At 41.9% G+C, this 25,060-nt stretch carries 23 protein-coding genes and 1 pseudogene; 2 read left to right on the forward strand and 22 right to left on the reverse strand.

Going from position 1 to position 25,060, the window contains the following annotated elements; translation table 11 throughout:
* The first annotated feature begins 11 nt into the window (after positions 1 to 11).
* Complete coding sequence (gene xerS / locus GMC92_RS02430; protein WP_049483475.1) at positions 12 to 1,082, forward strand: tyrosine recombinase XerS; 1,071 nt, start codon at positions 12 to 14, stop codon at positions 1,080 to 1,082.
* Between the two features lie 85 nt (positions 1,083 to 1,167).
* Here the strand turns inward: xerS and GMC92_RS02435 are convergent, their stop codons facing one another.
* From GMC92_RS02435 to GMC92_RS02520, 18 genes are all read right to left on the reverse strand, one after another.
* Entirely contained in the window at positions 1,168 to 1,809 is a 642-nt protein-coding gene (locus GMC92_RS02435) for a hypothetical protein (RefSeq protein ID WP_049483566.1), read from the reverse strand.
* 109 nt (positions 1,810 to 1,918) lie between these two features.
* Complete coding sequence (locus tag GMC92_RS02440; RefSeq protein ID WP_049483565.1) at positions 1,919 to 2,908, reverse strand: lipoate--protein ligase; 990 nt, start codon at positions 2,906 to 2,908, stop codon at positions 1,919 to 1,921.
* 68 nt (positions 2,909 to 2,976) lie between these two features.
* A complete protein-coding gene (lpdA, locus tag GMC92_RS02445; RefSeq protein ID WP_155199608.1) occupies positions 2,977 to 4,683 on the reverse strand; it encodes a dihydrolipoyl dehydrogenase in 1,707 nt (568 codons plus the stop codon).
* Positions 4,684 to 4,724: 41 nt separating this feature from the next.
* Positions 4,725 to 5,768, reverse strand: a complete 1,044-nt coding sequence (locus tag GMC92_RS02450; protein ID WP_070665775.1) for a dihydrolipoamide acetyltransferase — start codon at positions 5,766 to 5,768, stop codon at positions 4,725 to 4,727.
* A 317-nt stretch (positions 5,769 to 6,085) separates the two neighbouring features.
* A complete protein-coding gene (locus tag GMC92_RS02455) occupies positions 6,086 to 7,078 on the reverse strand; it encodes an alpha-ketoacid dehydrogenase subunit beta (protein ID WP_155199610.1) in 993 nt (330 codons plus the stop codon).
* Positions 7,079 to 7,094: 16 nt separating this feature from the next.
* Positions 7,095 to 8,063: a thiamine pyrophosphate-dependent dehydrogenase E1 component subunit alpha gene (locus GMC92_RS02460; RefSeq protein ID WP_003014979.1), complete on the reverse strand. Its 969-nt coding sequence runs from the start codon at positions 8,061 to 8,063 to the stop codon at positions 7,095 to 7,097.
* Between the two features lie 219 nt (positions 8,064 to 8,282).
* The gene (locus GMC92_RS02465) at positions 8,283 to 9,449 is read right to left on the reverse strand and encodes an ATP-grasp domain-containing protein (RefSeq protein ID WP_155199611.1); all 1,167 of its coding nucleotides are present in this window, start codon (positions 9,447 to 9,449) and stop codon (positions 8,283 to 8,285) included.
* A 21-nt stretch (positions 9,450 to 9,470) separates the two neighbouring features.
* Positions 9,471 to 10,211 carry an esterase family protein gene (locus GMC92_RS02470; protein ID WP_003010966.1) on the reverse strand — a complete coding sequence of 247 codons (741 nt, stop codon included), beginning with the start codon at positions 10,209 to 10,211 and terminating at the stop codon, positions 9,471 to 9,473.
* 39 nt (positions 10,212 to 10,250) lie between these two features.
* Entirely contained in the window at positions 10,251 to 11,078 is an 828-nt protein-coding gene (locus GMC92_RS02475) for an alpha/beta hydrolase (RefSeq protein WP_070594818.1), read from the reverse strand.
* A gap of 93 nt (positions 11,079 to 11,171) precedes the next feature.
* Positions 11,172 to 12,506 carry a methylenetetrahydrofolate--tRNA-(uracil(54)-C(5))-methyltransferase (FADH(2)-oxidizing) TrmFO gene (gene trmFO, locus GMC92_RS02480; protein ID WP_155199612.1) on the reverse strand — a complete coding sequence of 445 codons (1,335 nt, stop codon included), beginning with the start codon at positions 12,504 to 12,506 and terminating at the stop codon, positions 11,172 to 11,174.
* 158 nt (positions 12,507 to 12,664) lie between these two features.
* A complete protein-coding gene (locus GMC92_RS02485) occupies positions 12,665 to 13,369 on the reverse strand; it encodes a DUF3307 domain-containing protein (protein ID WP_155199614.1) in 705 nt (234 codons plus the stop codon).
* The gene (locus GMC92_RS02490; RefSeq protein ID WP_118228157.1) at positions 13,353 to 14,030 is read right to left on the reverse strand and encodes a SatD family protein; all 678 of its coding nucleotides are present in this window, start codon (positions 14,028 to 14,030) and stop codon (positions 13,353 to 13,355) included. The genes GMC92_RS02485 and GMC92_RS02490 overlap by 17 nt, the downstream gene beginning before the upstream one ends.
* A 107-nt stretch (positions 14,031 to 14,137) precedes the next feature.
* Positions 14,138 to 16,219, reverse strand: a complete 2,082-nt coding sequence (gene topA, locus GMC92_RS02495) for a type I DNA topoisomerase (RefSeq protein WP_023918171.1) — start codon at positions 16,217 to 16,219, stop codon at positions 14,138 to 14,140.
* A gap of 86 nt (positions 16,220 to 16,305) precedes the next feature.
* Positions 16,306 to 17,154 (reverse strand): DNA-processing protein DprA, encoded by an 849-nt coding sequence (gene dprA / locus GMC92_RS02500; protein ID WP_155199615.1) that lies wholly within the window; start codon positions 17,152 to 17,154, stop codon positions 16,306 to 16,308.
* Between the two features lie 60 nt (positions 17,155 to 17,214).
* A complete protein-coding gene (locus tag GMC92_RS02505) occupies positions 17,215 to 18,144 on the reverse strand; it encodes an ROK family protein (RefSeq protein ID WP_155199617.1) in 930 nt (309 codons plus the stop codon).
* A 3-nt stretch (positions 18,145 to 18,147) separates the two neighbouring features.
* A complete protein-coding gene (locus GMC92_RS02510) occupies positions 18,148 to 18,915 on the reverse strand; it encodes a ribonuclease HII (protein ID WP_155199618.1) in 768 nt (255 codons plus the stop codon).
* Positions 18,902 to 19,753 (reverse strand): ribosome biogenesis GTPase YlqF, encoded by an 852-nt coding sequence (gene ylqF / locus GMC92_RS02515; RefSeq protein WP_155199620.1) that lies wholly within the window; start codon positions 19,751 to 19,753, stop codon positions 18,902 to 18,904. Before ylqF ends, GMC92_RS02510 begins: the two co-directional genes overlap by 14 nt.
* A 115-nt stretch (positions 19,754 to 19,868) precedes the next feature.
* A complete protein-coding gene (locus tag GMC92_RS02520) occupies positions 19,869 to 20,207 on the reverse strand; it encodes an ATP cone domain-containing protein (RefSeq protein ID WP_003001449.1) in 339 nt (112 codons plus the stop codon).
* 738 nt (positions 20,208 to 20,945) lie between these two features.
* Here GMC92_RS02520 and GMC92_RS10920 point away from each other — a divergent pair.
* Positions 20,946 to 20,993: pseudogene (locus GMC92_RS10920) on the forward strand (hypothetical protein); the annotation flags it as partial.
* An 8-nt stretch (positions 20,994 to 21,001) separates the two neighbouring features.
* Here the strand turns inward: GMC92_RS10920 and dapA are convergent.
* The 4 genes from dapA to GMC92_RS02545 all read right to left on the reverse strand — a co-directional run bounded on the left by dapA (position 21,002) and on the right by GMC92_RS02545 (position 24,960).
* Entirely contained in the window at positions 21,002 to 21,937 is a 936-nt protein-coding gene (gene dapA, locus GMC92_RS02530; RefSeq protein WP_155199622.1) for a 4-hydroxy-tetrahydrodipicolinate synthase, read from the reverse strand.
* 252 nt (positions 21,938 to 22,189) lie between these two features.
* On the reverse strand, positions 22,190 to 23,266 hold the full coding sequence (locus tag GMC92_RS02535; RefSeq protein ID WP_036757608.1) for an aspartate-semialdehyde dehydrogenase: 1,077 nt from the start codon (positions 23,264 to 23,266) through the stop codon (positions 22,190 to 22,192).
* Between the two features lie 144 nt (positions 23,267 to 23,410).
* Positions 23,411 to 23,962 (reverse strand): LemA family protein, encoded by a 552-nt coding sequence (locus tag GMC92_RS02540; protein ID WP_155199624.1) that lies wholly within the window; start codon positions 23,960 to 23,962, stop codon positions 23,411 to 23,413.
* A complete protein-coding gene (locus tag GMC92_RS02545; RefSeq protein ID WP_155199626.1) occupies positions 23,959 to 24,960 on the reverse strand; it encodes a DUF3137 domain-containing protein in 1,002 nt (333 codons plus the stop codon). Before GMC92_RS02545 ends, GMC92_RS02540 begins: the two co-directional genes overlap by 4 nt.
* Positions 24,961 to 25,060: the final 100 nt, after the last annotated feature.

Genomic DNA, 25,060 nt, shown 5'->3' on the forward strand with positions numbered 1-25,060 from the left:
TGGAGAAAAACATGAAACGCGAGATCTTATTAGAACGGATTGATAAACTCAAACAAGTCATGCCCTGGTACGTATTGGAATATTACCAATCGAAACTGGCCGTTCCCTACAGTTTTACAACCTTGTACGAATACTTAAAGGAATACGATCGATTTTTCACCTGGGTCTTGGAATCTGGTATATCGGATGCTGATACCATTGCCGAGATCCCTTTGGACGTTCTGGAGCACATGACCAAGAAAGACATGGAATCCTTTATTCTTTACTTACGTGAACGTCCTCTGCTCAATGCCAATACGACAAAAAACGGGGTTTCCCAAACAACCATTAACCGTACCCTTTCCGCACTGTCCAGTCTCTATAAGTATTTGACTGAGGAGGTTGAAAATGAGCAAGGGGAACCTTATTTCTACCGTAATGTCATGAAGAAGGTTGCTACCAAGAAAAAGAAAGAAACCTTGGCTGCTCGAGCTGAAAATATCAAACAAAAGCTCTTTTTAGGGGATGAAACGGAAGGTTTTCTTAACTATATCGACCAGGAGTACCCGCAAACACTCTCAAATCGCGCCTTATCTTCCTTTAATAAGAATAAAGAGCGAGATTTAGCCATTATCGCACTCCTTCTTGCCTCTGGTGTCCGTTTATCTGAGGCAGTCAACTTGGACCTTCGTGACCTCAATCTTAAGATGATGGTCATTGATGTCACTCGGAAAGGTGGGAAACGTGACTCAGTTAACGTTGCTGCCTTTGCGAAGCCTTATCTGGAGCAATATCTTGCTATTCGAGACAAACGTTACAAGACAGAAAAGACTGATACAGCCCTCTTTCTGACCTTGTATCGAGGTGTTCCAAATCGGATTGATGCTTCTAGCGTTGAAAAGATGGTGGCTAAGTATTCAGAAGATTTTAAAGTCCGTGTGACTCCCCACAAACTTCGCCATACATTAGCAACCCGTCTCTATGATGCAACCAAATCACAGGTTTTGGTCAGCCATCAGCTGGGACATGCTAGCACACAAGTTACCGACTTGTATACGCATATCGTTAATGATGAGCAGAAAAATGCCTTGGATAGTTTGTGATATTACATAATGTAAATTATGTAAATGATTTTTATATTAGAAAAAGAGCGATAGATTTTTGATTATCTAACGCTCTTTTATTATTCTATAAAAACTCGATCCAATAATTACGGTGTGGCTCAATAATGACTGGTTTTCCCCAAAATGATTTTAGATAAGCCAGGTTTGCAGGGGTGACCGGTCTTTTTTCACTATTATACTTTTCTGCACTTTCTTCCGTTAAAAAGCATTTAACTGCTTCATATGGTGTTCCGTCACTTGCTATTCGATCAATTCCTAAATAAGCAATTTCATCACCGGCCTTCGGAAAATCTGTAAATAGTTTACCAATAAAATAAACCGTCTTATCTTTCATTAATTCATAAGCTTTACTATTTTCCAATCTGTTATTCGCTGCAGCGTACATGATACAAAAGCTATCCACGATATCTTTCAAAGGTATTAATTCTTCTTTGCTAACGATTATTTCCTCAGGAGCAAGACCACCAATGATTAAGTTTTCATAATGAGGTTGCTGGATGACGTTATCTAAAGCCATTCCTAATGGTAGTTGGACAGCTTGATAGCCTAAAGGTTCTAGCTCCTGCTTTTTCTGGTCAAGGTGTTCTTGTGTAATACTGACATTTAAATCATATGGATTTGTAATTTCTTGATTCTTAAAAAATGCTACTACAGTACGATCTAACTGTTCAAATAGACCAAGATTTTCAACTGGAACTTTCATCATCGAATATGATCCCCTTTTTTGTTCAGATTTCCTCTATATTCTACACTCATGGTATTTAAATATCAAGTTTAAGATAAAAGATATCCATTTAACATGGATATCTTTTACTTTATTCCACCACTGCTTCAGCAATTTCTTCTGCAGTGATACCTGCAAAGTAACGACCTAGGTTAATGGTTTGAAGGGCTTTGAGGACGTCTTCACGTTCGTATTTAACGCCACGAAGAACATCTTCTACTGCTGCAACATCTTCGATACCAAAGAAGTCACCGTAAATCTTGATATCTTGAATTTTTGATTCAATGACATTAGCGAAGATTTCCACCTTACCGCTTGGGAATTTAGTGCCACGACGGACATTGTATTCAGGAGACTTTCCATAGTTCCAGTCCCAGGTACCGAACTTGGTTTCCTTGATATGGTTGATCTCTGCCAATTCTTCATCCGAGAAGACATATTCTGTCATCTCAGGATATTCTTTCTTCATGTAGTCCAAAAGCAAGTCACGGAACTCTTCAACCGTGATTTTTTCTGGCAATTCATCGATGATATTGGTCACACGAGCACGAACCGATTTAACCCCTTTAGACTCAAACTTGTCTTTAGACACCTTGAGAGCATTAGCAAGGACAGACAAATCCACGTCAAAGAGAAGGCAACCATGGTGCATAATCCGACCATTGATGTAAGCTTGGGCATTTCCACAGAATTTCTTGCCATCAATCTCTAAGTCGTTACGACCCGTGAATTCAGCCTTAACCCCAAGTTGAGCCAAGGTGTTGATCACAGGAGTTGAGAAGCTCTTGAAGTCAAAGGCCTTATTTTCGTCTTCTTTTGAAATGATGGTGTAGTTGAGGTTGTTCAAATCGTGGTAAACAGCGCCACCACCACTGATCCGACGAACCACTTCAATCCCATGCTCCCGAACATAGTCACGGTTGATTTCTTCAATGGTGTTTTGGTGACGACCGACGATAATGGATGGTTTGTTAATCCAGAGAAGGAAGATTTGATCCTCATCCAAGAGGTGCTTAAAAGCATACTCTTCTAAAGCAATATTAAAAGCAGTATCATTTGAATAATTAATAATGTATTTCATAAGATTCCTTTATATACGATAGAGACTGGTCCAGCATTTGCTGTCCAGCCATTCTATCATTTCAAATATTATTTCTTCTTAGGTGAGTGAACTGCCAAGCCAAGTACATCCGCAAAGGCTTCGTACATCACTTCTGAGAAGGTTGGGTGCCCATGAATGGTCTTGAGCATTTCTTCTACAGTGATTTCCATCTCAATGATAGTAGAAGCTTCGTTGATCAATTCAGCAGCTGCTGGACCAATGATGTGAACCCCAAGAACTTCACCGTATTTCTTGTCTGCAATGACTTTAACGAATCCTTGAGCCGCATCTGATGCAATGGCACGACCATTAGCCGCAAAGTTAAACTTACCGATTTGAACATCATATTTCTCACGAGCTTGTTCTTCGGTCAAACCAACAGCCGCAACTTCTGGAAGGGTGTAGATAGCTGCAGGTGTCAAATTCAATTTGGCAACAGCATGATTTCCCTTAAGGGCATTTTCAGCGGCAACTTCACCCATACGGAAGGCAGCATGAGCCAACATCTTAGTACCGTTGATATCACCTGGCGCATAGATACCTGGAACAGACGTTTCCATGTATTCATTAACCTTGATCCGTCCACGATCCAATTCAAACTCGACTTCACCGATTCCTTCAAGATCTGGAACACGCCCGATTGAAAGAAGAGCTTTGTTGGCGATGATATCATCTTTTCCTTCAACCTTGATACGGAGTTTGCAATCTTCTTCAATGATTTCTTGCAATTTAGTATCGGTCAAGATGGTCATACCCTTGCGTTCAAGGATCAAGCGGAGGTTCTTAGATACTTCCGCATCCATAGCTGGAACGATGCGGTCCATCATTTCGATGACTGTTACTTTTGAACCAAAAGTCATGAAGGCTTGACCAAGTTCAATACCGACAACCCCACCACCGATGATGACAAGGCTTTCTGGTACTTCGTTCATTTCAAGGATGTCGTCACTCGTCATGACAAGGGATGATTCCATACCTGGAACGTTAATCTTGCTAACTTTTGAACCACCGGCAAGGATGATTTTCTTGGTTTCAAGCAATTCAGAACCGTTGACCAAGACATTGTTATCTTTCGTAATGGTACCGATACCCTTGTGAACATCCACTCCGTAGCTACGAAGAAGTCCTGCAACTCCACCGACGAGGGTATTTACGACCTTGTTCTTGGTTTCAAGAACCTTATCCATATCTACTGAGAAACTTGGATTTTCAATGATAATACCACGGTTTGCTGCATGACCAATATTTTCAATGATTTCAGCGTTGTGGAGGTAAGTCTTAGTTGGGATACATCCGCGGTTCAAGCATGTTCCACCAAGTTCAGATTTCTCAACAAGAGCAACTTTACCGCCTAATTGTGCTGCCTTAATAGCAGATACGTAACCAGCAGGGCCCCCACCGATTACTACGATATCATAAGCGTCATCACTCTTATTGTCATCGTTTGAATCACTTACTGCAGCTGGTGCTGGACTCGCTTCTGGTGCTGCTGCTCCAGCTGTAGGGATATTTTCCCCTTCTTCACCAAGATAACCAATCACTTCTGTTACAGGAACAGTTTCTCCGTCCCCTTTCAGGATAGCGATCAAGTAGCCATCTTCTTCCGCTTCCAACTCCATGCTGACTTTGTCTGTCATGATTTCAAGGAGAACTTCTCCTTCTTTTACAAATTCGCCGACATTTTTATTCCACTGAACGATTTGTCCTTCGGTCATATCTACGCCGGCTTTTGGCATAATTACTTCTAAGGCCATTTTATTTCCCTCTTTTTCTTGTTTCTATTCTCTCTCGTTGATTAGACCAACATTGAAATCGGGTCTTCAATCAAGGCTTTCAAGTCTTTCATGAATTTGGCACCAGCCATTCCATCGACAACGCGGTGGTCAATGGTCAAGCCCAAGCTCATGATTGGACGAATAACAATTTCACCATTCACAACAACTGGTTTTTCAACCGTTGCACTAACGCCAAGGATGGCAGAGTTTGGTTGGTTGATGATTGGTCCAAATGATTGAACGCCAAACATTCCCAAGTTACTGATGGTAAAGGTTGAGTTTTGCAATTCACTTGGAGCAAGCTTACCATCCAAGGTACGTCCGATAACATCCTTGAAGGCTACGACCAACTCTGACAAGGTCATCTTTTCTGCGTTATAGACAACCGGTGTCATCAGTCCATTGTCCATCCCAACTGCCATCGCTAAGTTGACATAGTTATGAGTAATGATGGTTTTGCCATCTTCTGTCAATGACGCATTGATGTATGGGTGTTTCATCAAGGTCTTAACCACTGCTAGAGAAAGCAAATCTGTTACAGTGACTTTCTTGCCAGTGGCTTCCATGATTGGATCCAATACCTTCTTACGAAGGGCCAACATTTGAGACATATCAACGTCATAGTTCAAAGTAAAGGTTGGTGCTGTCAAGTAAGATTCCACCATCCGTTGAGCGATCACCTTCCGCATTGGTGTCATCGGAATCCGCTCGATCTCACCATAAGGTGTCACATTATCTGGAGCTTCCTCCACCTTCTCGATTTCAGCCGGTGACTTAATGGTCTCATTTTCAATATTTTCAGGAAGGAAAGCAAGGACGTCCTTCTTCATGATCTTACCACGATGACCAGTTCCTTGGATTTCTTGCCAAGCAATATTGTGTTCTAAAGCAATTCGTTTTGCAAGTGGTGAAATGCGAACCACATTTGTGTCTTTATATGTTTCCACGTCTTCTTTGTGGACACGACCGTTTGCGCCTGAACCAGAAACATCATAGAGGTTGATCCCAAGATCATCCGCTAATTTTCTAGCCGCAGGAGTCGCTCTTAGCTTATCATCAGCCATGACCTCTCCTATTCTATTATAAGATACTAAGGGCGTCAAAAGTCAAAGTGAAAATAGGAAACTTAACGAAGAAACTTTAGTTTCTAGGTAAGTTTATCTTTTTCACACAGACTTTAGCCCGAGTTCAGTTCTACAAGCAACTTGGATACATGCGTATCTCAAGTTGCTACGGTTGCCGCTATCAGGCGGTCAACCTAGTAGACTTACTAATTCGTTCGTCGAATACCATCGATTCGACTCTCTCATGTCGCATTTTTCAGATAAAAAACGAGAAAGAAAAACGAATTTCATTCACATAAAATAATTTATGTTATGTACTATTCTTTATTATACGTTTTCCGAATGGCATCTTTGATGCTTTCAACTGTTGGAATCATTGCATTTTCAAGGTTTTGTGCGTAAGGCATTGGCACATCTTCCCCCGCACAACGGCGGATTGGTGCATCCAAGTAATCAAATGCTTCTGATTCAGAAATGATAGCTGAAATTTCACCGATATAGCCACTTGTTTTATGGGCATCATTGACAAGGACTACTTTTCCTGTCTTCTTGACAGAGTTAATGATGATTTCTTTATCAAGAGGAACCAAGGTCCGTGGGTCTACTACTTCAACTGAGATGCCTTCTTCTGCCAATTCTTCAGCAGCTTGCATAACGCGACGAAGCATTTTCCCGTAGGTTACGACAGTGACGTCAGTTCCTTCACGTTTGATTTCTCCGACACCAAGTGGAATCGTGTAGTCTGGATCAACTGGCACTTCCCCTTTTTGGTTGAATTCTGATTTGTACTCAAGAATAATAACGGGGTTGTTATCACGGATAGATGACTTGAGCAGTCCTTTCATATCCGCTGGCGTACCAGGAGCAACAACTTTCAAACCAGGAATATGAGTAAACCAAGATTCCAAAGATTGGGAGTGTTGGGCTGCAGAACCAACTCCGTTACCAGCAGCACAGCGAATGGTCATCGGCACTTGACCTTTCCCGCCAAACATGTAGCGAGTCTTAGCAGCTTGGTTAACGATAGCATCCATGGCAATTACTGAGAAATCCATGAAGGTCATATCAACAATTGGACGAAGGCCAGTCATGGCTGCACCAGCTGCCGCCCCTGAAATCGCAGCCTCAGAAATCGGACAGTCACGAACTCGTTCTGGTCCAAATTCTTCCAGCATCCCTACAGAAGTACCGAAGTCTCCACCGAAAACTCCGACATCTTCTCCCATCAACAATACATTTTCATCGCTACGCATTTCCTCAGACATAGCAAGGATAATGGTATCGCGGAAAGACATTAATTTAGTTTCCATAATTCTCTACTCCCCCTTAGTCTGCGTAAATATCTTCGAAAGCTGATTCAAGTGGAGGGAATGGGCTTTCTTCCGCAAATTTCACTGAAGCTTCCACTGCTTCTTTTACTTCTTCTTGGATCTGATCCAATTCTTCTGCGCTAGCAATCTCATTTTCAAGGAGATACTTGCGAAGGTTTTCGATTGGATCTTTCTTCTTCCACTCTTCTACTTCTTCACGAGTCCGGTATTTACCAGGGTCAGATGAAGAGTGACCAAGCCAACGATAGGTGACACTTTCAATCAAGACAGGTCCTTTACCAGAGCGGACGTGTTCAACAGCTTTTTGGAATCCTTCATAGACATCGATAACGTTATTTCCATCAGGAATAAACATTCCAGGAATGCCGTAAGCAGCACTACGTTCGTGGATATGCTGGATATTGGTCATTTTCTTGATGTCAGCAGAGATTCCATAACCGTTATTGATACAGTAGAAAATTACTGGAAGATTCCAAATAGAAGCCATATTCACCGCTTCGTGGAAGACACCTTCATTGGTTGCACCATCGCCAAAGAAGCAGACGACAATCTTACCAGTCTTTTTCATTTGTTGAGTAAGGGCAGCACCTACTGCAATTCCCATACCACCACCAACGATCCCGTTAGCACCAAGGTTACCAGCATCCAGGTCAGCGATATGCATGGAGCCACCCTTCCCTTTACAAGTACCGGTATACTTACCAAGTATCTCAGCCATCATGCCATTCAAATCGATTCCTTTAGCAATGGCTTGTCCGTGACCACGGTGGTTAGATGTCAGCAAATCATCGTCGTTTAAAGCCAACATCGCTCCAACGTTAGCCGCTTCTTCCCCAACAGAAAAGTGCGTCATTCCTGGCACTTTCCCTTTTTTTACTAACTGTGCAATTTTTAAGTCCATGCGACGGATTTCTTCCATTTTACGGAACATTTCCAATAAGAGACTTTTATCTAATGTTGCCATCATTTCGCCTTTCTTAGCATTTATTCATTCTCTTTCATTCTAGCCAAAAATGAAAGCACTGTCAAAAATAATGCTCAAATGATTTCACAAACTATATACCTTGGAGGAAGGTTTTATAAGCATTTTCAACTTAAAATAAACTATTTCACAAACTTTTCTTTCATGAGATTGCATTAAAATATAAAAAACCGATAGGATCCTATCCTACCGGTCGTTATCTTATGATTGGCGTTGACCAAAGTCATGAATCATTTGTTCTAATACTTCACGACTAGGCGTTGTTAACATGTAAAGGTAATCACCTTGAAGCTCAGCAAAGGCTGCAGGCATATCTTTCTTGACACGGAATTGATCATGGTATTTAGCCAAAACTTCTTCTTCTGACAGAGCATAGGCTGCATTGGCACGACGAGAAGTTGCCAAGCAATAAAGGGGTTCAAACTCAGAAGCCGGGAAGGGTTCCCCTGCTACGATGGCAGCATAGCCACGGTACAAATCAATCGAGTGAGCGTAGTTGTAGACGTCGATGGTAAAGCCACCTGCAGGGCGATTATTGTACTCGATCGCAATATAGTCATCCCCATCGCGGAAGAACTCAATGTGGAAGAAACGTTCCTTCATACCAAAGGCTTTGACAATCGCTTCCCCGTATTGACGCAATTTTGGATCCATCTCTTTAAGAACATAATAAGAGTTGTCCATCTTGTAGAGCATCAAATCGAGTGGCGTATAAGCATAGTCAAATGTAGTTGAAAAAACAATGTTGCCGTCACGATCCACTAGACCATCAAAGGTACAAATCTCACTAGAAGTGACGAATTTCTCAAAGAAATACTCAGTATGGCCATCCCATTCTGCCTTGAAATGGTCCACATCTTCTGGCGTTTCGATCTTGAAGGTTGCTGCTGCTCCTACCCCATTGTCAGGCTTAGCAATCAATGGTAACCCAATCTTCTTCACAGCCTTATCAATGTCTTTTTCTGTTTTAACTACTGCACCAGGTACGACTGGGACTCCAGCCTTCTTGAAGAGTTTCTTCATTTCTGATTTGAACTTGGTTTTCTTCAAATCTTTTGGCTTAGCTCCGAAGACATTGAATTGCTCCCGAAGCGCCGCATCCAATTCCAACCAGTATTCATTGTGAGATTCGATACGGTCAATTGGACCATGTTTGTAAAAGAGAAAGGCTACCGCACGCTTCACTTCATCCAGATTTTCCAAATTTTCAACACGGAAATATTCTGTTAAACTGTTGCGCAAAGGCTCATCTAACTGTTCATATGGCTCTTGACCAATTCCCAAGACAGTGATCCCTTTATTAGCCAGTTCGATTGTAAATTGTTGGAAGTTTTGTGGGTAATATGGTGAAATAACGATATAATTCATTGAGGTCTCCTCCCTTTTTACTTATAGATACATTTGGCCTAGGAAATATGGCATTTGTTTGCGCCACCATTCCCAATCGTGGGCGACATCATGTCCCCATTCAGCGAACCATGCAGGAATATTTTTGTGATCAAAGGCTTCTTTCAGTTTGTAGAAAGATGGAAGTCCATCTTGTTCCCAAGCCCCTAAACCAGTACAAACAACGATTTCAGCCTGACGGTAACGATCGATAAACCAGCCATCATTTTGGTTCCAAATATAATCAGATGGCGAGTTTTGATAAATCGCTTCATCGCCTCCAAAGTCACCAACAAAGAAACGAGCGTCATAGACACCACTCAAGGCAATCACTTTGTTAAAGACATCTGGATGTTGCAAGAAGAAATTAAGTGCGTGGTAGGCTCCCATAGAGCAACCAGTTGTCATCATCGGATCAAACCAGCCTGTTTTGTGTTTGATAAAAGGAATGGCTTCTTCAATCACATAGCGTTCATAAGCACGATGCATTTCGGCACGATCGTGAGGATTCTTCCAATTACAAAGCCAGCTATCACTATCGACACTAGAAAGCGTGAAGAATTGAACTCGTCCTTCTTCGATAAACTGAGCACAAGCATCAATCATACCAAAATCATAGTACTCGTTATGGCTCCCACCTGAGGAGGCAAAGACCACAACAGGAATCCCTGCGTGTCCATAGCGATTCAAATACATTTCACGGTTGAGTTGACCACTCCAGTGGCTTAAATGTTCAATATTCATAAGTTCTCTCTTTCCTTTATTTCTTTAATTTACAGTCTATTAATCCCATTTTTCTGCCAAAAAGCGAAGGCATTCTGGTAGGTGCTCTGCCCATGCTTCTTCGTGGTGAATAGCCCCAGATTGAATCCGAATGGCAATATTTTCCAAAGCCACCCCTTGTTGAATGACATCGTGATAGTAACGAAGGGATGAGTCGATATAGGCTTGCTTGATGTTTCCTGCCATCAAAGTTTTATCAGTATCATCCGCCTCTTCAGTCCCCACATAAATGTAGATCCGTTGGTCTGCATATAATTTTTTGCGTTCGATATAATGATTGAAGGCATCTTGGTGTAGCCAGTTAGCGGATGAAAAGACCCCTAAACAACCGATTTGATCTTGGTACTCTAATCCCAAGAATTGGGTAATATTTCCACCTAAGGAAGAACCAATCATGGCCGTATGTTCTCGATCAGCAAGAGTCCGGTATTCTTGGTCGATAAAAGGTTTCACCACCTCCATGACAAATTCGCCGTACTCAACGCCCTTGCCACCAAATTGCATGCCAGGAATATTAGATTCCTTGTACTTCCAGGCAGAGTACTCGTTCATGCGTTGCAAACCATCGTTATCGATCGCAACAACAATCATGCGACTAATATCGGGATTCCGCTTAATGGCTGGAATCACCTTCCAGGAATGACCCGCATAAGCTTCCTTGCTGTACAAAACGTTTTGCCCATCGTGGAAATAAACCACAGGGTAACGTCTATCTGTATCCGTTTCATAATTCTTAGGTAATAAGACTCGCACACGACGGAGTTTTCCGGTATAAGGCACTTTCAACTCGTGTGTCTTCATATCTAAATAAAAATAGGATTTGTTCATTGTCAGAAAACTCTCTATATTCTAAATTTTATTCATTATACCATTTTTAGAAGAAAAAGTCTGGATTTTCTCCAAACTTTTTCCTTTATTGGGTTATTTTTCCATAAACTGAGCTAAATCTTGTAAAGAACGTTCGGCAATTTTTTCATAACGCTCTTTTTTATCTCGAATGCGTGGTCCTTCTATCTCCTTGATAATCCCGAAGTTGACATTCATGGGTTGGAAATGTTTGCTGTCGGCATGGGTGATATAGTGAGCCAAACTTCCGATAGCTGTCGTTTCAGGGAAAATGGCTGCTTCTCCTCCTTTGAAAAGGCGAGCTGCATTGAATCCAGCTACCAAACCTGAGGCAGCTGATTCAACATAGCCTTCTACACCTGTCATTTGACCTGCAAAGAAGAGATTAGCTTGTTTCTTAGAACGGTAGGTTTGTTCCAGCAGATTTGGAGAATCCATGTAGGAATTGCGGTGCATGACACCATATCTCACAAATTCCGCGTTTTCCAAACCTGGGATCATTTGGAAGACCCGTTTTTGTTCGCCCCATTTAAGGTGAGTTTGGAAACCAACAATATTGTAGAGGCTGGCAGCCGCATTGTCTTGGCGCAACTGAACGACTGCGTAAGGTGTCTTAAACTCCCCATCACGTGGCCCTTTGTAATCATCTGGATACTCGAGCCCAACTGGCTTCATAGGGCCATAGAGCATGGTTTTGATGCCTCGTTTGGCCATGATTTCAATGGGCATACAACCTTCAAAATACTTTTCTTTTTCAAAAGAGTTGAGCGGGGCTTCTTCTGCATTGACCAAGGCCTCGTGGAAATCCATAAATTCTTGTTTGGTCATGGGGCAGTTGAGATAGGCTGCTTCTCCCTTGTCATAGCGTGACTTGAGATAGACCTTGTTCATATCAACGGTATTGACATCGATAATCGGAGCTGCTGCATCATAGAAATAGAAACCGTCGCCACCATTGAGAGCATGGATCTTTTCTGCCAAGGCATCACTGGTTAGAGGGCCTGTTGCGACCACTGTGATGGCATCTGTCGGCAATTCCGTAATTTCATCGCGAATCACTTCAATGAGCGGATGTTGGGACACCTTCTCCGTCACCCGGCTAGCAAACCCTTCCCGGTCCACTGCCAGCGCTCCACCAGCCGGCACGCGAGTCGCTTCCGCTGCTTCAAGGATGACAGAACCCAGACGGCGCATTTCTTCTTTGAGGAGCCCGACAGCATTGGTGAGAGAATCCCCACGAAGAGAGTTGGAACACACTAACTCAGCAAAGTTGTCTGTTTTGTGTTGCGGAGTGGATTTGACCCCACGCATTTCGTAAAGCTTGACCGGAATACCCTGTTGGGCAATCTGGTAAGCTGCTTCCGAGCCAGCAAGACCCGCACCGATCACATTGATATAAGATTGAGACATGACACTAATACCTCTTTGGGTATCAAACCACCTCACTGAACTGTTAGACACCCACAAATCTTTCTAATTTTCTACTTGGTTCATTATACCAAAAAGCCAAGTAAAAAGACAGGGAGGCTAATCTTTCCTGTCCAGACTTAAGTCTATAATTTGTTTCCTTATAAACACAACCAGGCTGCTAAGAGGGCAGAGAGGATACTGAATAAGGACCCAATCAAATAATACTCCGCAAAGGCAGGATTCTCCGAAATTTTATTATAGCGGGCGATAGATTTGGCTGTAAATACTAGGCCGATCGAAGCAAATTGCCCATAGAGGAGACAGACACCGATCACCAAACGCTCTAAAAAGCCAATCATGGAACCAGCCCCAGTGATCGTATCCATTTTCTTCTTGCTGGTGGGTTGATACTTGGCAAACAGAATTTTAAAGGCGATATTGCTTGGTTTCCCAACTAGGAGGACATAAAAGATTAGATTTAAAATGTCCAAGGGTAGATAGGTCGTGCCATTCTTCGCTCCCATAAGGACCAGACAAGTTAGGATACCAATATGCAAGACTTGATCCAATGCAAAAATCCAGGCTTTTGGTAATTTCAATCCCTTCTGCACGATCGGTTTCAAGAAATCTATTCCAGCATGTGTCAGTAAAATGACCAAGCAAATCCACCACAAGGCTAGATGAAAGAGCGAAACAATGAACAAAGGCAAAGCCACATATAGAATGTGAAGCCCGAGCACCTTCTTATCCTGATCCTTGCGATCCGCCATCTTTTGACTTTGAAAATAATAATCCGATAACAAATGACAAATCAACAAGAGGATCAAGTATGGATTCATTACGATACTAGACAATCCGCTCATGGGCCTCTCCTTTCTCTAAGTTTTGAATACAAGCTAGTGCTGCTGCTCGCCCCCGTAAATAAACACGAATACTGCTACTCTTTAATCGCTTGGACAGTGCACTAGGGTTGAGCTCTAGCGCTTGGGCCAATTCCTGTTGGCTAAAGCTTTCACTATAGACAGATCTCTTTAGCAGATTGAGCAGAATCTCTTCCTGACTCTCTCGCCAACCCGAACGTATGGCTTCTCCGGAAGCGATGAGCGCATTCACCACTAAGTCCTGGCTGTCATTACCGCTCAAAAAATAGATCTGGGTGTTACCATAATCATTTTTCTGATGGACCAGATTAATAGCTGCGCGTGCATTCCAATAGGCTGGTCCATCTGCACCGATACTTTGCAGGGGATCGATATCCGTTACAATCTCCCCGAGGCCAATGCCGAAACGAAGTTGAGTCGGTCTTAGTTCTGAACGTAGGGTATCAATGATTTGAAAAACCGGAGCCTCCACTTTTAAAAGCGCTTGAAACTCATCCCCCAAAGTTAGGGTAAAAGCCGATGCTAGGCAGTCTTTAAAAAGCTCATTGATCTTTTGAAGGGTTTTTTCTAACTGTTTTTGCAGGTCAAAACGTTCTTGTACGATTTTGGAATCAATCACATCTGCAATCAAAGCAAGATACATAAAGCCCACCTCCTTATGTCTATTATAACGAAAAAAAGTAAAAATGTCTATTATAACAGACATTTATAAAAATTGCCGTTATAATAGACATTGAATCATTTAAAAGCTTATTTCACTTTTTCTTCTTCGTAATCGCCATTGCTACATACGACTTGTTTTCCGCCACCACGAACTTTTTTCTCAACTAAGTAGTGGCCACATTTTGGACAATCCCGACCGATCGGTTTATCCCAAGAGGTAAATTCACACTCTGGATAGCGATTGCATCCATAGAAGATACGGTTGCGCTTGGTTTTACGCTCGATGATTTGTCCCTGATGACAGTCAGGACACTCCACACCGATTTCTTTAACGATGGCTTGGGTATGACGACAATCTGGGAAATTACTACAAGCATAGAACTTACCAAAACGTCCTAATTTAATCACCATCGGGCTGCCACAGACTTCACAATCAAAACCAGCTGGTTCATCTTTAATTTGGATTTTTTCCATCTCTTCTTCAGCCTTTGCGACTTCTTTAGAGAATGGTTTGTAGAAGGCATCAATGACCTTTTGCCACTCTTCCTTTCCAAGTTCGACATCATCGAGTTTCCCTTCCATCTCCGCTGTGAAGGTCACGTTGACAATATCTGGGAAGAATTCAACGATCAGTTTATTGACGATCTCCCCTAATTCTGTTGGTTCAAAGCGTTTGGCTACCAGCTTCACATAATAACGTTTTTGAATGGTCTCAATCGTCGGTGCATAGGTTGAAGGACGGCCAACACCGTTCTCTTCCAAGGTCTTAATCAAAGTCGCTTCAGAATATCGAGCAGGTGGTTGGGTAAAGTGTTGCTCAGGCTTGCTATTGACTTGCTTAACGATATCGCCTTCTACCATATCCGGCAACATCTTGTTCTTATCTGAGTCGTTATAAATCGCCAAATAACCATCAAACTTCACTTGGCTTCCGTTTGCCGTATACTGAACCCCATTTTGACCTAAACGGACATTCATGGTATCAAAGACAGCTGCAGTCATTTGACTAGCTACAAAGCGGTTCCAAATCAAGGTGTAGAGCTTGAGTTGGTCTTTGTCCAAGTATTTAGCAATGCTTTCAGGTGTATTGAAGACGCTGGATGGACGAATCGCTTCGTGGGCATCTTGGGCACCAGAAGCATTCTTCACGCGGCTTCCATGCTTGGAATATTTCTCACCAAAGCGATCTACGATAAAGTTAGCTGCCTCATTTTGCGCAACTGGACTGATCCGTGTAGAATCGGTACGCATATAGGTAATCAAACCTTGAACACCAGAGCCAATATTGATTCCTTCATACAACTGCTGAGCTACCATCATGGTCTTACGTGTACGGAAGTTGATCTTATTGGCAGCATCCATCTGCATGGAAGAGGTGGTGTATGGAAGTGGCGCATTCCGTCGACGTTCTTTCTTTTCCACCTTTTCAACGGTAAAATCTTTGCCATCTAAGCGTTCAAGAACAGCTTTCACCTCTTCATTGGTGTTGAGCTTCATCTTCTTGCCATCAATCCCATAGAAGCTAGCTTGGAATTGCTTGGTCCCTTTTTTAAAGACACCATCAATGGTCCAGTATTCTTCCGGCTTGAAATCATTAATTTCATTTTCACGATCAATGATTAATTTAAGAGCAACAGATTGCACGCGCCCTGCAGAAAGTCCTTTTTTAACCTTTTTCCAAAGAATAGGCGAAATGGAATACCCTACAATCCGGTCCAAGACCCGACGTGCTTGTTGGGCATCGACCAAGTCCATATCGATTTGGCGCGGTTCTTTAAAGGCATTTTTAACAGCATCCTTGGTGATTTCGTTAAAGACCACACGGTTTTTTTCTTTGGCATCCAAGTTCAAAATATGCGCTAAATGCCAAGAAATAGCTTCTCCCTCGCGGTCCGGGTCACTTGCGAGAAAGACTTGTTTGGCTTTTTTAGCTTCTTTTTTCAAATCATTGATCAAGGGACCTTTTCCGCGAATATTGATATACTCCGGTTCATAGTTATTGTCGAAGTCGATCGACATCGTAGATTTTTTCAGGTCCCGAATGTGGCCAACACTGGCCATGACTTTGTAGTTACGACCAAGGTATTTCTCGATTGTTTTGGCCTTCGCAGGAGACTCCACAATCACCAAATTTTTCTTGGTTGTACTGCTTTTCTTTTTTGTTACCACGTTTTATCCCTCTGTATTGTATAAATCTCATTGAGTTTAATACATTTTAAGAAAGATGTCAACTAGGAACTTCTCCTATAGGAAAATCACAATTTGTATTTCAATTCATCAAGAATGTCCTGGCCTGAGGTGACAAGTTTTGCGCCTTCTTGAATCAGGTGATGGCAGCCTGCAGATTTTCCATCTAAAATATTTCCCGGAATAGCAAAAACGTCTCGGCCTTCTTCCATAGCACGCTCACAAGTAATCAAACTTCCTGAACGGAGTCGCGCCTCTGCCACAATCACTGCCTGACAGAGACCTGCAATGATGCGATTTCTCTCAGGAAAATGAAACTTAAGTGGTGCCTGCCCTGGACCATACTCGCTCAAGATCAGATGGTGTTCCCCCATATGTGCCTGCAGTCTTTGATTGCTTTTCGGATAAAAGACATCCAGTCCCGTTCCTATCACTCCGATGGTCTTGCCACCATTTCGTATACTGGCATAATGAGCTGTCGCATCAATTCCCTTAGCAAGTCCACTAACGATAACCAACTCATTCCCAAGTTCCTTAATAATCTTCTCTACAGAACGAACCCCTTCTCGCGTGGTCTCGCGAGCTCCAACAACTGCAATCTTCGGTCTGGTTAACAATTCCAAATCTCCCTGGTAAAAAAGGAGTACAGGAGGATTGTAAATCTGTAGCAATTCCTCAGGGTATTCAGGATCAAAAATGGATAGAGATGGGAACCGTTCAAACTCCTCGTGTAAATGGTCTTCATTTAGTTGTCGGTATTTGTCTACAAAATGAAGGATACTGCGACAGCGAGCGATCCTCGCTATCTCTTCTAAGCTTGGTAAGACTTGCTCTTTCCTACAGTAGTCCAAGATTCTCAAGACTTGCTCATTTGATAAACCGGCTTCTTTTAATTTAAAGATTTCAAATTTCTCCATGGTCACCTTCTACTTCCTCTCACTTATTTATTCGAAAAAGAAAAGAAAAAAGCTCTATTTCTAGAACTTTTTTTGATGTGTCGAAGAATAAAAGTAAGTTGCAGCACCAATCAAGTTGCTTTCATTGTGGAAGCGAGCCGCTTGTATGGGCAAGGCCTCAAATTGTTTATGCCCTTTTTGAGAGAGTAGGTCATGGTATTGTCGACTGATCTCATCGATCAATAGTGGTTGACTACTAATGCCCCCGCCAATCGTCACTTTTTCAATCAGGAGCAAAGATTGAAGATTAAAAATCAGAATAACAATATCGTGGCAATAAGCCTGAAACAAGGATGTCAGCTCATCGTTGCCCCCTTGATCAAGAGCCTTGAAAACAGCTATACCATCTGCCTTTTCTAGGTTTAAGATGTGACTAGCCTTCTCAACAAATTGAACAGCTGAACCGGTGTTTTCCAAAAGATTGGAAATGCCTTGCAAAAAGAGTTCACGATGAAAGCGGCGATTTTCTGGTGTTCTTTCTGCCTTATAGATAGACCGAATGTATTCTGTCAGTTGCCATCCTCTCAATAGGTCACCATTAGAAAGAAGAGCGAGACCTACTCCTGTCCCCAAGACCAAGGTCGCACCACATGGACAATCTTTTAGATTACCAAGCCTTGCTTCTGCTAGACCAGCGGCTTCTCCATCATTGACAACAGTGACGGGTACTTGAAATGTTTGTTCGAGTCTACTTGCTAGAGGAATGCCGCGCAAATATGGAATGAGACCACCTCGAAAGACAAAGCCAAGGCTCTTTTGGATCTCACCGGGGCATGAAATGGCGATTCCCTCGATTTCTTCCCTTACGGGTGTAACGATTTCTTCTAATCCTTGCCAAAACTCCTCAATCGTAGGTGGTGTTGGGATCTTGTCTGTATGAACCAATTGATAGTCTGCGTCCATCAGACCGTACTTTATAAAGGTACCACCGATGTCGATAGTGAATAGCATAACCTAATCCTCACACATTGATTTGACGGGTTCAAACGAACGCCGATGGATAGGGGTCACTCCCAGCTGGTCGAGGCCAGCCAGATGCTTAGCTGTCCCATAGCCAGCGTTCTGTGCAAAATCATAACCCGGATATTTTCGATCAAACTCTTCCATCATCTGATCCCGAGTCACCTTGGCTACGATGGATGCTGCAGCAATGGATAAGGAGTTGGCATCCCCTTTGATGATACTAGTTTGGGAAATAGGAAGATCTAACCTCACGGCATCAATCAAAAGATGCTGGGGTTGAGGCTCTAGCTGACCAATGGCTTCCCTCATGGCTAGCTTCGTAGCTTCATAGATATTAACCTGATCAATCACGTGATTATCCTTGATGCCGATTCCGATCGCAATGGCGTTTTGGAGCACAGCCTCATAGATTTCCTTGTGTTTTGATTTTGGAATCTTTTTACTATCGTTGAGTCCTGGAATTTTACAAGCTTTCGGCAAGATCACGGCAGCTGCAACAACTGGTCCCGCTAATGGACCACGTCCCACTTCATCCACTCCTGCAATGAGCTGAATCCCTTGAGTATAAAGTTCTTTTTCATAGGCTAGCATTTTTTCCAAACGCAAATCTTCGTCCACTTGTTTTTGGAGTTCGCGTTTTCGTTTGCTGATAGCCGCTTGAACGCTTGCTCGACCATCAAGGATCAACTCTTCAAAGAAGGGATGATCTAGCTCGTCAATCATTGCCAAACGCTCTTTAACTTCTTTAATTGTTGGCATCTATTTCACCTACACGATCCAGCGTATACCGTCCCAATTTTCCATCGCGAACATCTTTAACAAAGAGTTGGTAAAAACGGTCGTAATCCTCACGAAATCCTAATTTCTGGGTCATTTCCATAATGATTTCAGGAGCTTCTTGTTCTAGATCCATTTGTTTAAAACGTTCCTGCAAAACAGCTGGATAATGCTCTTTAAAATAGTTGAGGCCAAAGATGGTCACTTCATCCATTGGAAGCAACTGGTCCTTAATGGCGCCTGTTAAAGCAAGCTTTAAGGCCACTTCTTCATCTTCAAACTTGGGCCAGAGAATCCCTGGAGTATCCAAGATTTCAAGGTCTTTATTGGTTTTCAACCATTGTTGCCCCTTGGTCACCCCTGGTTTATTTCCAACAACAGCAATCTTTTTCCCCGCTAAGCGGTTCATCAGAGTTGATTTCCCGGCATTAGGAATCCCGATAATCATGGTCCGAAGGGTTTCAATCTGAATCCCTCGTTCCTTCTGACGAGCAATTTTATCGGCCATCAAAGACTTAGCAGCATCTGTGACCTTCTTAACCGTAGATTGCTCTTTGGAGTTGATAGCCAAGGTTTTAATGCCTTGAGACTCAAAATAGTCCTGCCATTCTTTTGTTGCCACAGGATCTGCCAAGTCTACCTTGTTCAAAATCATTAATTTAGGCTTATCACCAACAATTTTCGTTAACATAGGATTTTGGCTTGATAGGGGTAAACGAGCATCTACCAGAACCGTCACAAAATCCACAAATTTTAAATTTTCTTGTACTTGTCTTCTAGCTTTGGACATGTGTCCAGGAAACCATTGTATAGTTGCCATGTTCTCCATTCCTTTCCAGTTCAATCTCTTCTATTATACCATGTTTTCTTGAATTCTCAGCCTTAAACGAGAATACAAAAAAATGAAGCTACCGAAGTAACTTCTATTTCATATTCTAGCGAATTTGCTCAAAATGCAAATGCACGGCGATATGATCACCATAGCCGCTCCGTTCCAAATCACGTTGCAAGCGATAAGAAATGTAGTGTTCTGCAATGGTAATATAACCTGCTCCCAACAAGCGTTGTTCCACTAATGATTGGATCATACTGATGGTTGCGCGTTCTACTTGGGCTTCATCCAAATCCATAGCAACTTTCTTGGTCACTTGAGCTAGGTTTTGTCGCAAATCATCTGTCAAAACATAGACAACTTGCGCAGCTTTCAAAATAGCTTGGTAAATTTTATCTGGGTTGAATTCAACCACTTCTCCACTACGTTTAATGACTTCCATCGGAGTCTCCTTTTTGTTTAAATTTTCATGAATACTTCATTTCCCTTAGAAAGAAATGAAGACCTACTACTTTATTATATAATTTTTTTGCCAAGAATCAAAGCTCTTTTCAGGACTTACTGTGCTTGATTGGATGAAAAAATCTAACGATCACTTTTTTCCATGACCACATCTTCTTTTTTATAGCTGTAGGTCAATCTCCAAAGATTGTCAGAGACATGATCCAAACGGAAGGTCTTCAAAATCTTCTTCAGAGGTAACTTCTCCATCTCTACTTTTCTAAGGAGTTCCACTAATAGTTCACCACCAGCATTGACAGCAATGAGCTGATCTTCGTCACTATCATATTGGAGAAGGACTGTTTTAGTCGGTTTATAGAGAACATTATAGAGATTGTAGGCTCTATCAATTTCAAAATGTTTATCCTTGTCGGCTTCTCTTGAGTAGCGGTGAATCGTAAGGGGACCAATTTGAAAAGCTCCTGCTAAACTAAAAATAAATCCTAAAGCTGCTACCGTTTCCCAAAGAAGATTGAGTAGCTTGGAATCGAAATCGAATATGAAATGAACTAGCAATAAAATAATTCCTGTACCAAATCCAATTAAAAGTAAGAGAGCGCCGATGCATCCAGCTTTTTCGCCTGTTTTAATGGTCGGTTTATCATGGATCATCACACCATCTAACTTTTCAAGACCATGACGTTCTTTAAATTTTTCTAGTTCTGATTTTTCTGAATCCGTTTTTTCTAACTCTGTTTTTTCTAACTCTGACATACATTCCTCATGACAATTTTATTAATAATCCGGACGAAGGACTCCCGTAATGATCTCTTTAGTAGCATGGTAATCCCCATCTACTACAACCTTGATGATGCGTTTCGCTTCTTCTGCCGGTGCTGGCACCAATGGCAAACGAGTTGGCCCTGCTTCAAAGCCCATATAGTTTAAGACAGCTTTGACAGGAGCTGGACTCGGATATGAGAAGAGAGCATTGACTTTAGGGATAAATTGACGTTGGATAGCCGCAGCCTTTTTAATATCGTTGTGCTCAATGGCTTGGAACATCTCATGCATTTCATCTCCATTTGTATGAGAAGCCACTGAGATCACTCCATCAGCCCCAAGGTTCATCGCATGGAAAGCATCTCCATCTTCCCCTGTATAGACGAGAAATTCTTCTGGCTTGTGTTCAATCAAGTAGGCCATATTAGCCAGGGTTGTACACTCTTTTACCCCAATGATATTTGGGTGTTCTGCCAAACGAAGCATGGTTTCTGGTGTCATTTCGACAACCACTCGCCCTGGAATATTGTAGATAATAATCGGAAGATTAGATGCATCCGCAATCGCTTTAAAGTGTTGATACATTCCTTCTTGGGATGGTTTGTTGTAGTAAGGGACGATAGCCAATCCTGCTGCAAAGCCACCAAAAGCATCCACTTCTTTAACGAACTCAATCGAGTCGCGGGTTTCATTGGTTCCGACACCAGCGATCAAAGGAACTCGACCATTGACAATCTTTTGAACAGCCGCAAAGAGTTGCAATTCCTCATCGTGGGTCAGAGTTGGACTTTCCGCAGTCGTTCCAGCTAAGAGAATCCCGTCTGTATGATGAGCCAAGAGGTGCTCGATCAAGTCAGGAAGAGCGTCAAAATTAATGGTTCCATCTTCATGGAAGGGGGTGATAAATGCAGTGATGATTTTACAATCTTTTAAATCATTATAAGACATAGAAAAACCTTTCTCTATATAAGAAAGAGGCTGGGGCTTGCTTGCCTTTGCCTCATGATCTGTTCATAAAACAAGTTGATTCGTTAGAAAGCTGAGGAAGAAATCAAACTCTTCGAGTTGCAGATTTCTGAATCGTGACGCAGTGGTTGATTGGAACTACTCATGTTTGCAACATTCGTACTTCCTAATCAACTGTGCGGGGGAAAAACTACGAAATCAAACTCTTCGAGTTACTGATTTCTGTTTTTCTCCCTATTTCAATTCAAACTTCAATTCAGCTGTTGGACGTACGAGTCCACGTTCGTGAAGGGTTTCTGCGATTTGGACTGAGTTCCAAGCAGCTCCTTTAAGGAGGTTATCTGAAACAACCCACATGTGGATTCCTTTTTCAGCATCCAAGTCTCTACGAATCCGTCCAACGAAGGTATCACGTGAACCTACAGCATTGACTGCTTGAGGATAGATTTGGTGAGCAACATCATCTTCAAGGACTGCACCTGGAAATTCTGCAATAGCAGCTTTCACTTCGTCAATTGGTGCCACTTCTTTTGTTTCAATGTAGACTGACTCTGAGTGAGCTGACAAGACTGGAATCCGCACACAAGTTGCTGAAACAGCAATGCTATCGTCTTCCATAATTTTCTTAGTCTCGTTTGTCATCTTCATTTCTTCGTATGTGTAGTCATTATCTGTGAAGACATCAATTTGTGGAAGAGCGTTGAAGGCGATTGGATAGTGTTTCTTATCTCCACCTGAAGGTAAGATTTCTGCTTTAACATCACGTGGATTAACTCCATCATTTAAGACTTCTTTCAACTCACGTTGGGTTTCAAGAATAGCTCCCATACCAGCACCTGAAACAGCTTGGTAAGTAGACACGATGATACGGTCCAAGCCCCATTTTTGACGGACTGGTTCAAGCGCTACCATCATTTGGATGGTTGAACAGTTTGGACAAGAGATGATTCCGTTGTGAGCATCAAGAGCATGTGCATTCACTTCAGGAACTACCAATGGGACATCCGGATTTTGACGGAAATAAGAAGTGTTATCAACCACTACTGCGCCTGCTTTCACCGCATAAGGTGCATATTTGGCAGATGTTGAACCACCAGCTGAGAAAAGTGCAATATCAACCCCTTCAAATGCGTCTTCAGTCGTTTCTTCGATGGTCACGTCTTGACCTTTAAATTGCAAGACTTTCCCTGCAGAACGTGCAGACGCAAGGTAGCGAATTTTATCGATTGGAAGAGTAGATTCTTCCAACATTTTGATCATTTGAGCACCAACGGCACCTGTAGCACCGACAACAGCAACTGTGTATCCCATAGTAAATCCTCTTTCAAAATTTTCTAAAAATTGAGTATTTGTACTATTATACAATTTTTTGGCATAAATGAAAAGTACCAACAGTAGGAAAAAATCCTGATTCTAAGACCAGGATTTTTAATGGTTATTTATCATAAAAGCTCTTTAATTCAGGTCATAGTTCAAATCACTTAAATCTTTCTTACCTTGTGTTTCTTCAGCAAGAAATGGAACTTGATGGATCCCCTTTACACCTGCTACGATAGACGCTGGAAAGGAAACAATTTCTTGATTGATGTGGCTGACATTACTGTTAACAATTCGCTTCGCTGCAGCAAGATCTTCATTTTCGTCAGCAATTTCCTTTTGTAGGGCCAAGAATTGGTTAGAAGACAAGAGCTCTGGATAGTTTTCACCCACTGCACGAATTTGTGCCAAGACATCATTTTGATTGGTAATGACTTGGTTGGATTCTTGAATAGTTGCTCCTTGGCGTAAAGCAACTAAATCAGTGAAAATCTCTTGCTCATGTTTGGCATAAGCTTTGGCTACTTTTAGCATTTCCGAAATGGTATCATAGCGTTTTACGAGAACGATATCGACCGTTCTCTTTGATTCTTCAATGGTCACTAGATAGCGATTGAGACGATTTCCTACACTAATAAACCAAATAGCCAATAGGGCAACAAATATGATTAAGCAGATAATGAGATTCATGATGCTTCTCCTTCAAAAATTGCTGTTATTTCTTTAATTAAAGCTAGTTCTCTGCATAATTTATGATATTCAGATACCAAAGATAGTTGATCAATATCTTCTGGTTTTTGGGGCGTCGGAAAGATATAGCGATCGGTATACAAAGAAATAAATAGTTTCTTGTCTTTCAAAAATACACACATGGCATTTTGAGAAATTTGTCGATCAAACCATTCCAACATCTTAGGGGTGAGAAATTTACGGGCAGACAGTTCATCCGTGCAGTAGATATTGTAATTTTCGTTATTGCGAATATCCTCGGTTTCAATCTGAACTTCATCTCCTCTGGCTCCAGGATAAACCCCATTCACCTCCCTCTTAAAAAGAAATGATTTCTTGGTCGGAACCACCCGAAGATGACCCGAGAAATTGATCGGTAGACATAAAGAGAACACTTGTCCAAGGAAATCTGTAACTTCCACATGTTCCGTCCTCGTATGACCATTAGATGTCCGGTAACGAGTCTCTGTATGATGGGCATAGAGATTTGACACCGTCAGCTCTTTGTCATCATGAAATGATAGCTCTTTGAAACACAGAAAATCAGTCGACCGAGGACATAAATGCGAGAGAGCTTCAGAAGGGATGGAACCGTCCTCTTTGATCGAAGCCTTAGGAAAAACTTCCTTTAATACAGGCGACAAGATATCATCAAGATAGATTTCATCGTTCGAACGAATTCGATCCCCAAACAAGGCTTTTCTTTTTTTATATTGTGGCCAATAATACAAACCAACCACTAAAAGGATCAAAGGAATAGCTGCAAAACGCAATAAAATGAGAGACAGTATGGCACAAATAATACCAAAAGATCGCAAAACATTCCACTTAAGATTGTTCTTCATCTGTTCTCGGATCAATCCGATTGCATCCTGAAATTGTTTGGAGTTTTCAAGATCCTCAATTTTCTGCGAATAGTCTGTAGATGCTGAATCATTAGAATGATAGAAATCTCCCAATCAACTCCACTCCTTTCTGACACGAGGCACTTTACTATATTATAACACCAACATAACTTTGTAGCAACTGTATTATAATAGTTTCGGTCCTTTGAAGGTA

Origin of the sequence: Streptococcus parasanguinis (genome assembly GCF_009717775.1) — a bacterium.
Taxonomy (GTDB): Bacteria; Bacillota; Bacilli; order Lactobacillales; family Streptococcaceae; genus Streptococcus; species Streptococcus parasanguinis_AG.

What these genes read in the sequence shown, in the direction of transcription:
- GMC92_RS02510 (WP_155199618.1), bottom strand. Translation starts at nt 18,915, where the DNA reads ATGCCAACAATTAAAGAAGTTAAAGAGCGTTTGGCAATGATTGACGAG.
- GMC92_RS02455 (WP_155199610.1), bottom strand. Translation starts at nt 7,078, where the DNA reads ATGGAAACTAAATTAATGTCTTTCCGCGATACCATTATCCTTGCTATG.
- GMC92_RS02470 (WP_003010966.1), bottom strand. Translation starts at nt 10,211, where the DNA reads ATGAATATTGAACATTTAAGCCACTGGAGTGGTCAACTCAACCGTGAA.
- lpdA (WP_155199608.1), bottom strand. Translation starts at nt 4,683, where the DNA reads ATGGCCTTAGAAGTAATTATGCCAAAAGCCGGCGTAGATATGACCGAA.
- GMC92_RS02460 (WP_003014979.1), bottom strand. Translation starts at nt 8,063, where the DNA reads ATGGCAACATTAGATAAAAGTCTCTTATTGGAAATGTTCCGTAAAATG.
- GMC92_RS02475 (WP_070594818.1), bottom strand. Translation starts at nt 11,078, where the DNA reads ATGAACAAATCCTATTTTTATTTAGATATGAAGACACACGAGTTGAAA.
- ylqF (WP_155199620.1), bottom strand. Translation starts at nt 19,753, where the DNA reads ATGGCAACTATACAATGGTTTCCTGGACACATGTCCAAAGCTAGAAGA.
- GMC92_RS02440 (WP_049483565.1), bottom strand. Translation starts at nt 2,908, where the DNA reads ATGAAATACATTATTAATTATTCAAATGATACTGCTTTTAATATTGCT.
- GMC92_RS02435 (WP_049483566.1), bottom strand. Translation starts at nt 1,809, where the DNA reads ATGATGAAAGTTCCAGTTGAAAATCTTGGTCTATTTGAACAGTTAGAT.
- dapA (WP_155199622.1), bottom strand. Translation starts at nt 21,937, where the DNA reads ATGTCTTATAATGATTTAAAAGATTGTAAAATCATCACTGCATTTATC.
- GMC92_RS02490 (WP_118228157.1), bottom strand. Translation starts at nt 14,030, where the DNA reads ATGTATCTTGCTTTGATTGCAGATGTGATTGATTCCAAAATCGTACAA.
- xerS (WP_049483475.1), top strand. Translation starts at nt 12, where the DNA reads ATGAAACGCGAGATCTTATTAGAACGGATTGATAAACTCAAACAAGTC.
- GMC92_RS02485 (WP_155199614.1), bottom strand. Translation starts at nt 13,369, where the DNA reads ATGAGCGGATTGTCTAGTATCGTAATGAATCCATACTTGATCCTCTTG.
- GMC92_RS02540 (WP_155199624.1), bottom strand. Translation starts at nt 23,962, where the DNA reads ATGAATCTCATTATCTGCTTAATCATATTTGTTGCCCTATTGGCTATT.
- dprA (WP_155199615.1), bottom strand. Translation starts at nt 17,154, where the DNA reads ATGGAGAAATTTGAAATCTTTAAATTAAAAGAAGCCGGTTTATCAAAT.
- GMC92_RS02465 (WP_155199611.1), bottom strand. Translation starts at nt 9,449, where the DNA reads ATGAATTATATCGTTATTTCACCATATTACCCACAAAACTTCCAACAA.
- GMC92_RS02450 (WP_070665775.1), bottom strand. Translation starts at nt 5,768, where the DNA reads ATGGCTGATGATAAGCTAAGAGCGACTCCTGCGGCTAGAAAATTAGCG.
- GMC92_RS02520 (WP_003001449.1), bottom strand. Translation starts at nt 20,207, where the DNA reads ATGGAAGTCATTAAACGTAGTGGAGAAGTGGTTGAATTCAACCCAGAT.
- trmFO (WP_155199612.1), bottom strand. Translation starts at nt 12,506, where the DNA reads ATGTCTCAATCTTATATCAATGTGATCGGTGCGGGTCTTGCTGGCTCG.
- GMC92_RS02505 (WP_155199617.1), bottom strand. Translation starts at nt 18,144, where the DNA reads ATGCTATTCACTATCGACATCGGTGGTACCTTTATAAAGTACGGTCTG.
- GMC92_RS02535 (WP_036757608.1), bottom strand. Translation starts at nt 23,266, where the DNA reads ATGGGATACACAGTTGCTGTTGTCGGTGCTACAGGTGCCGTTGGTGCT.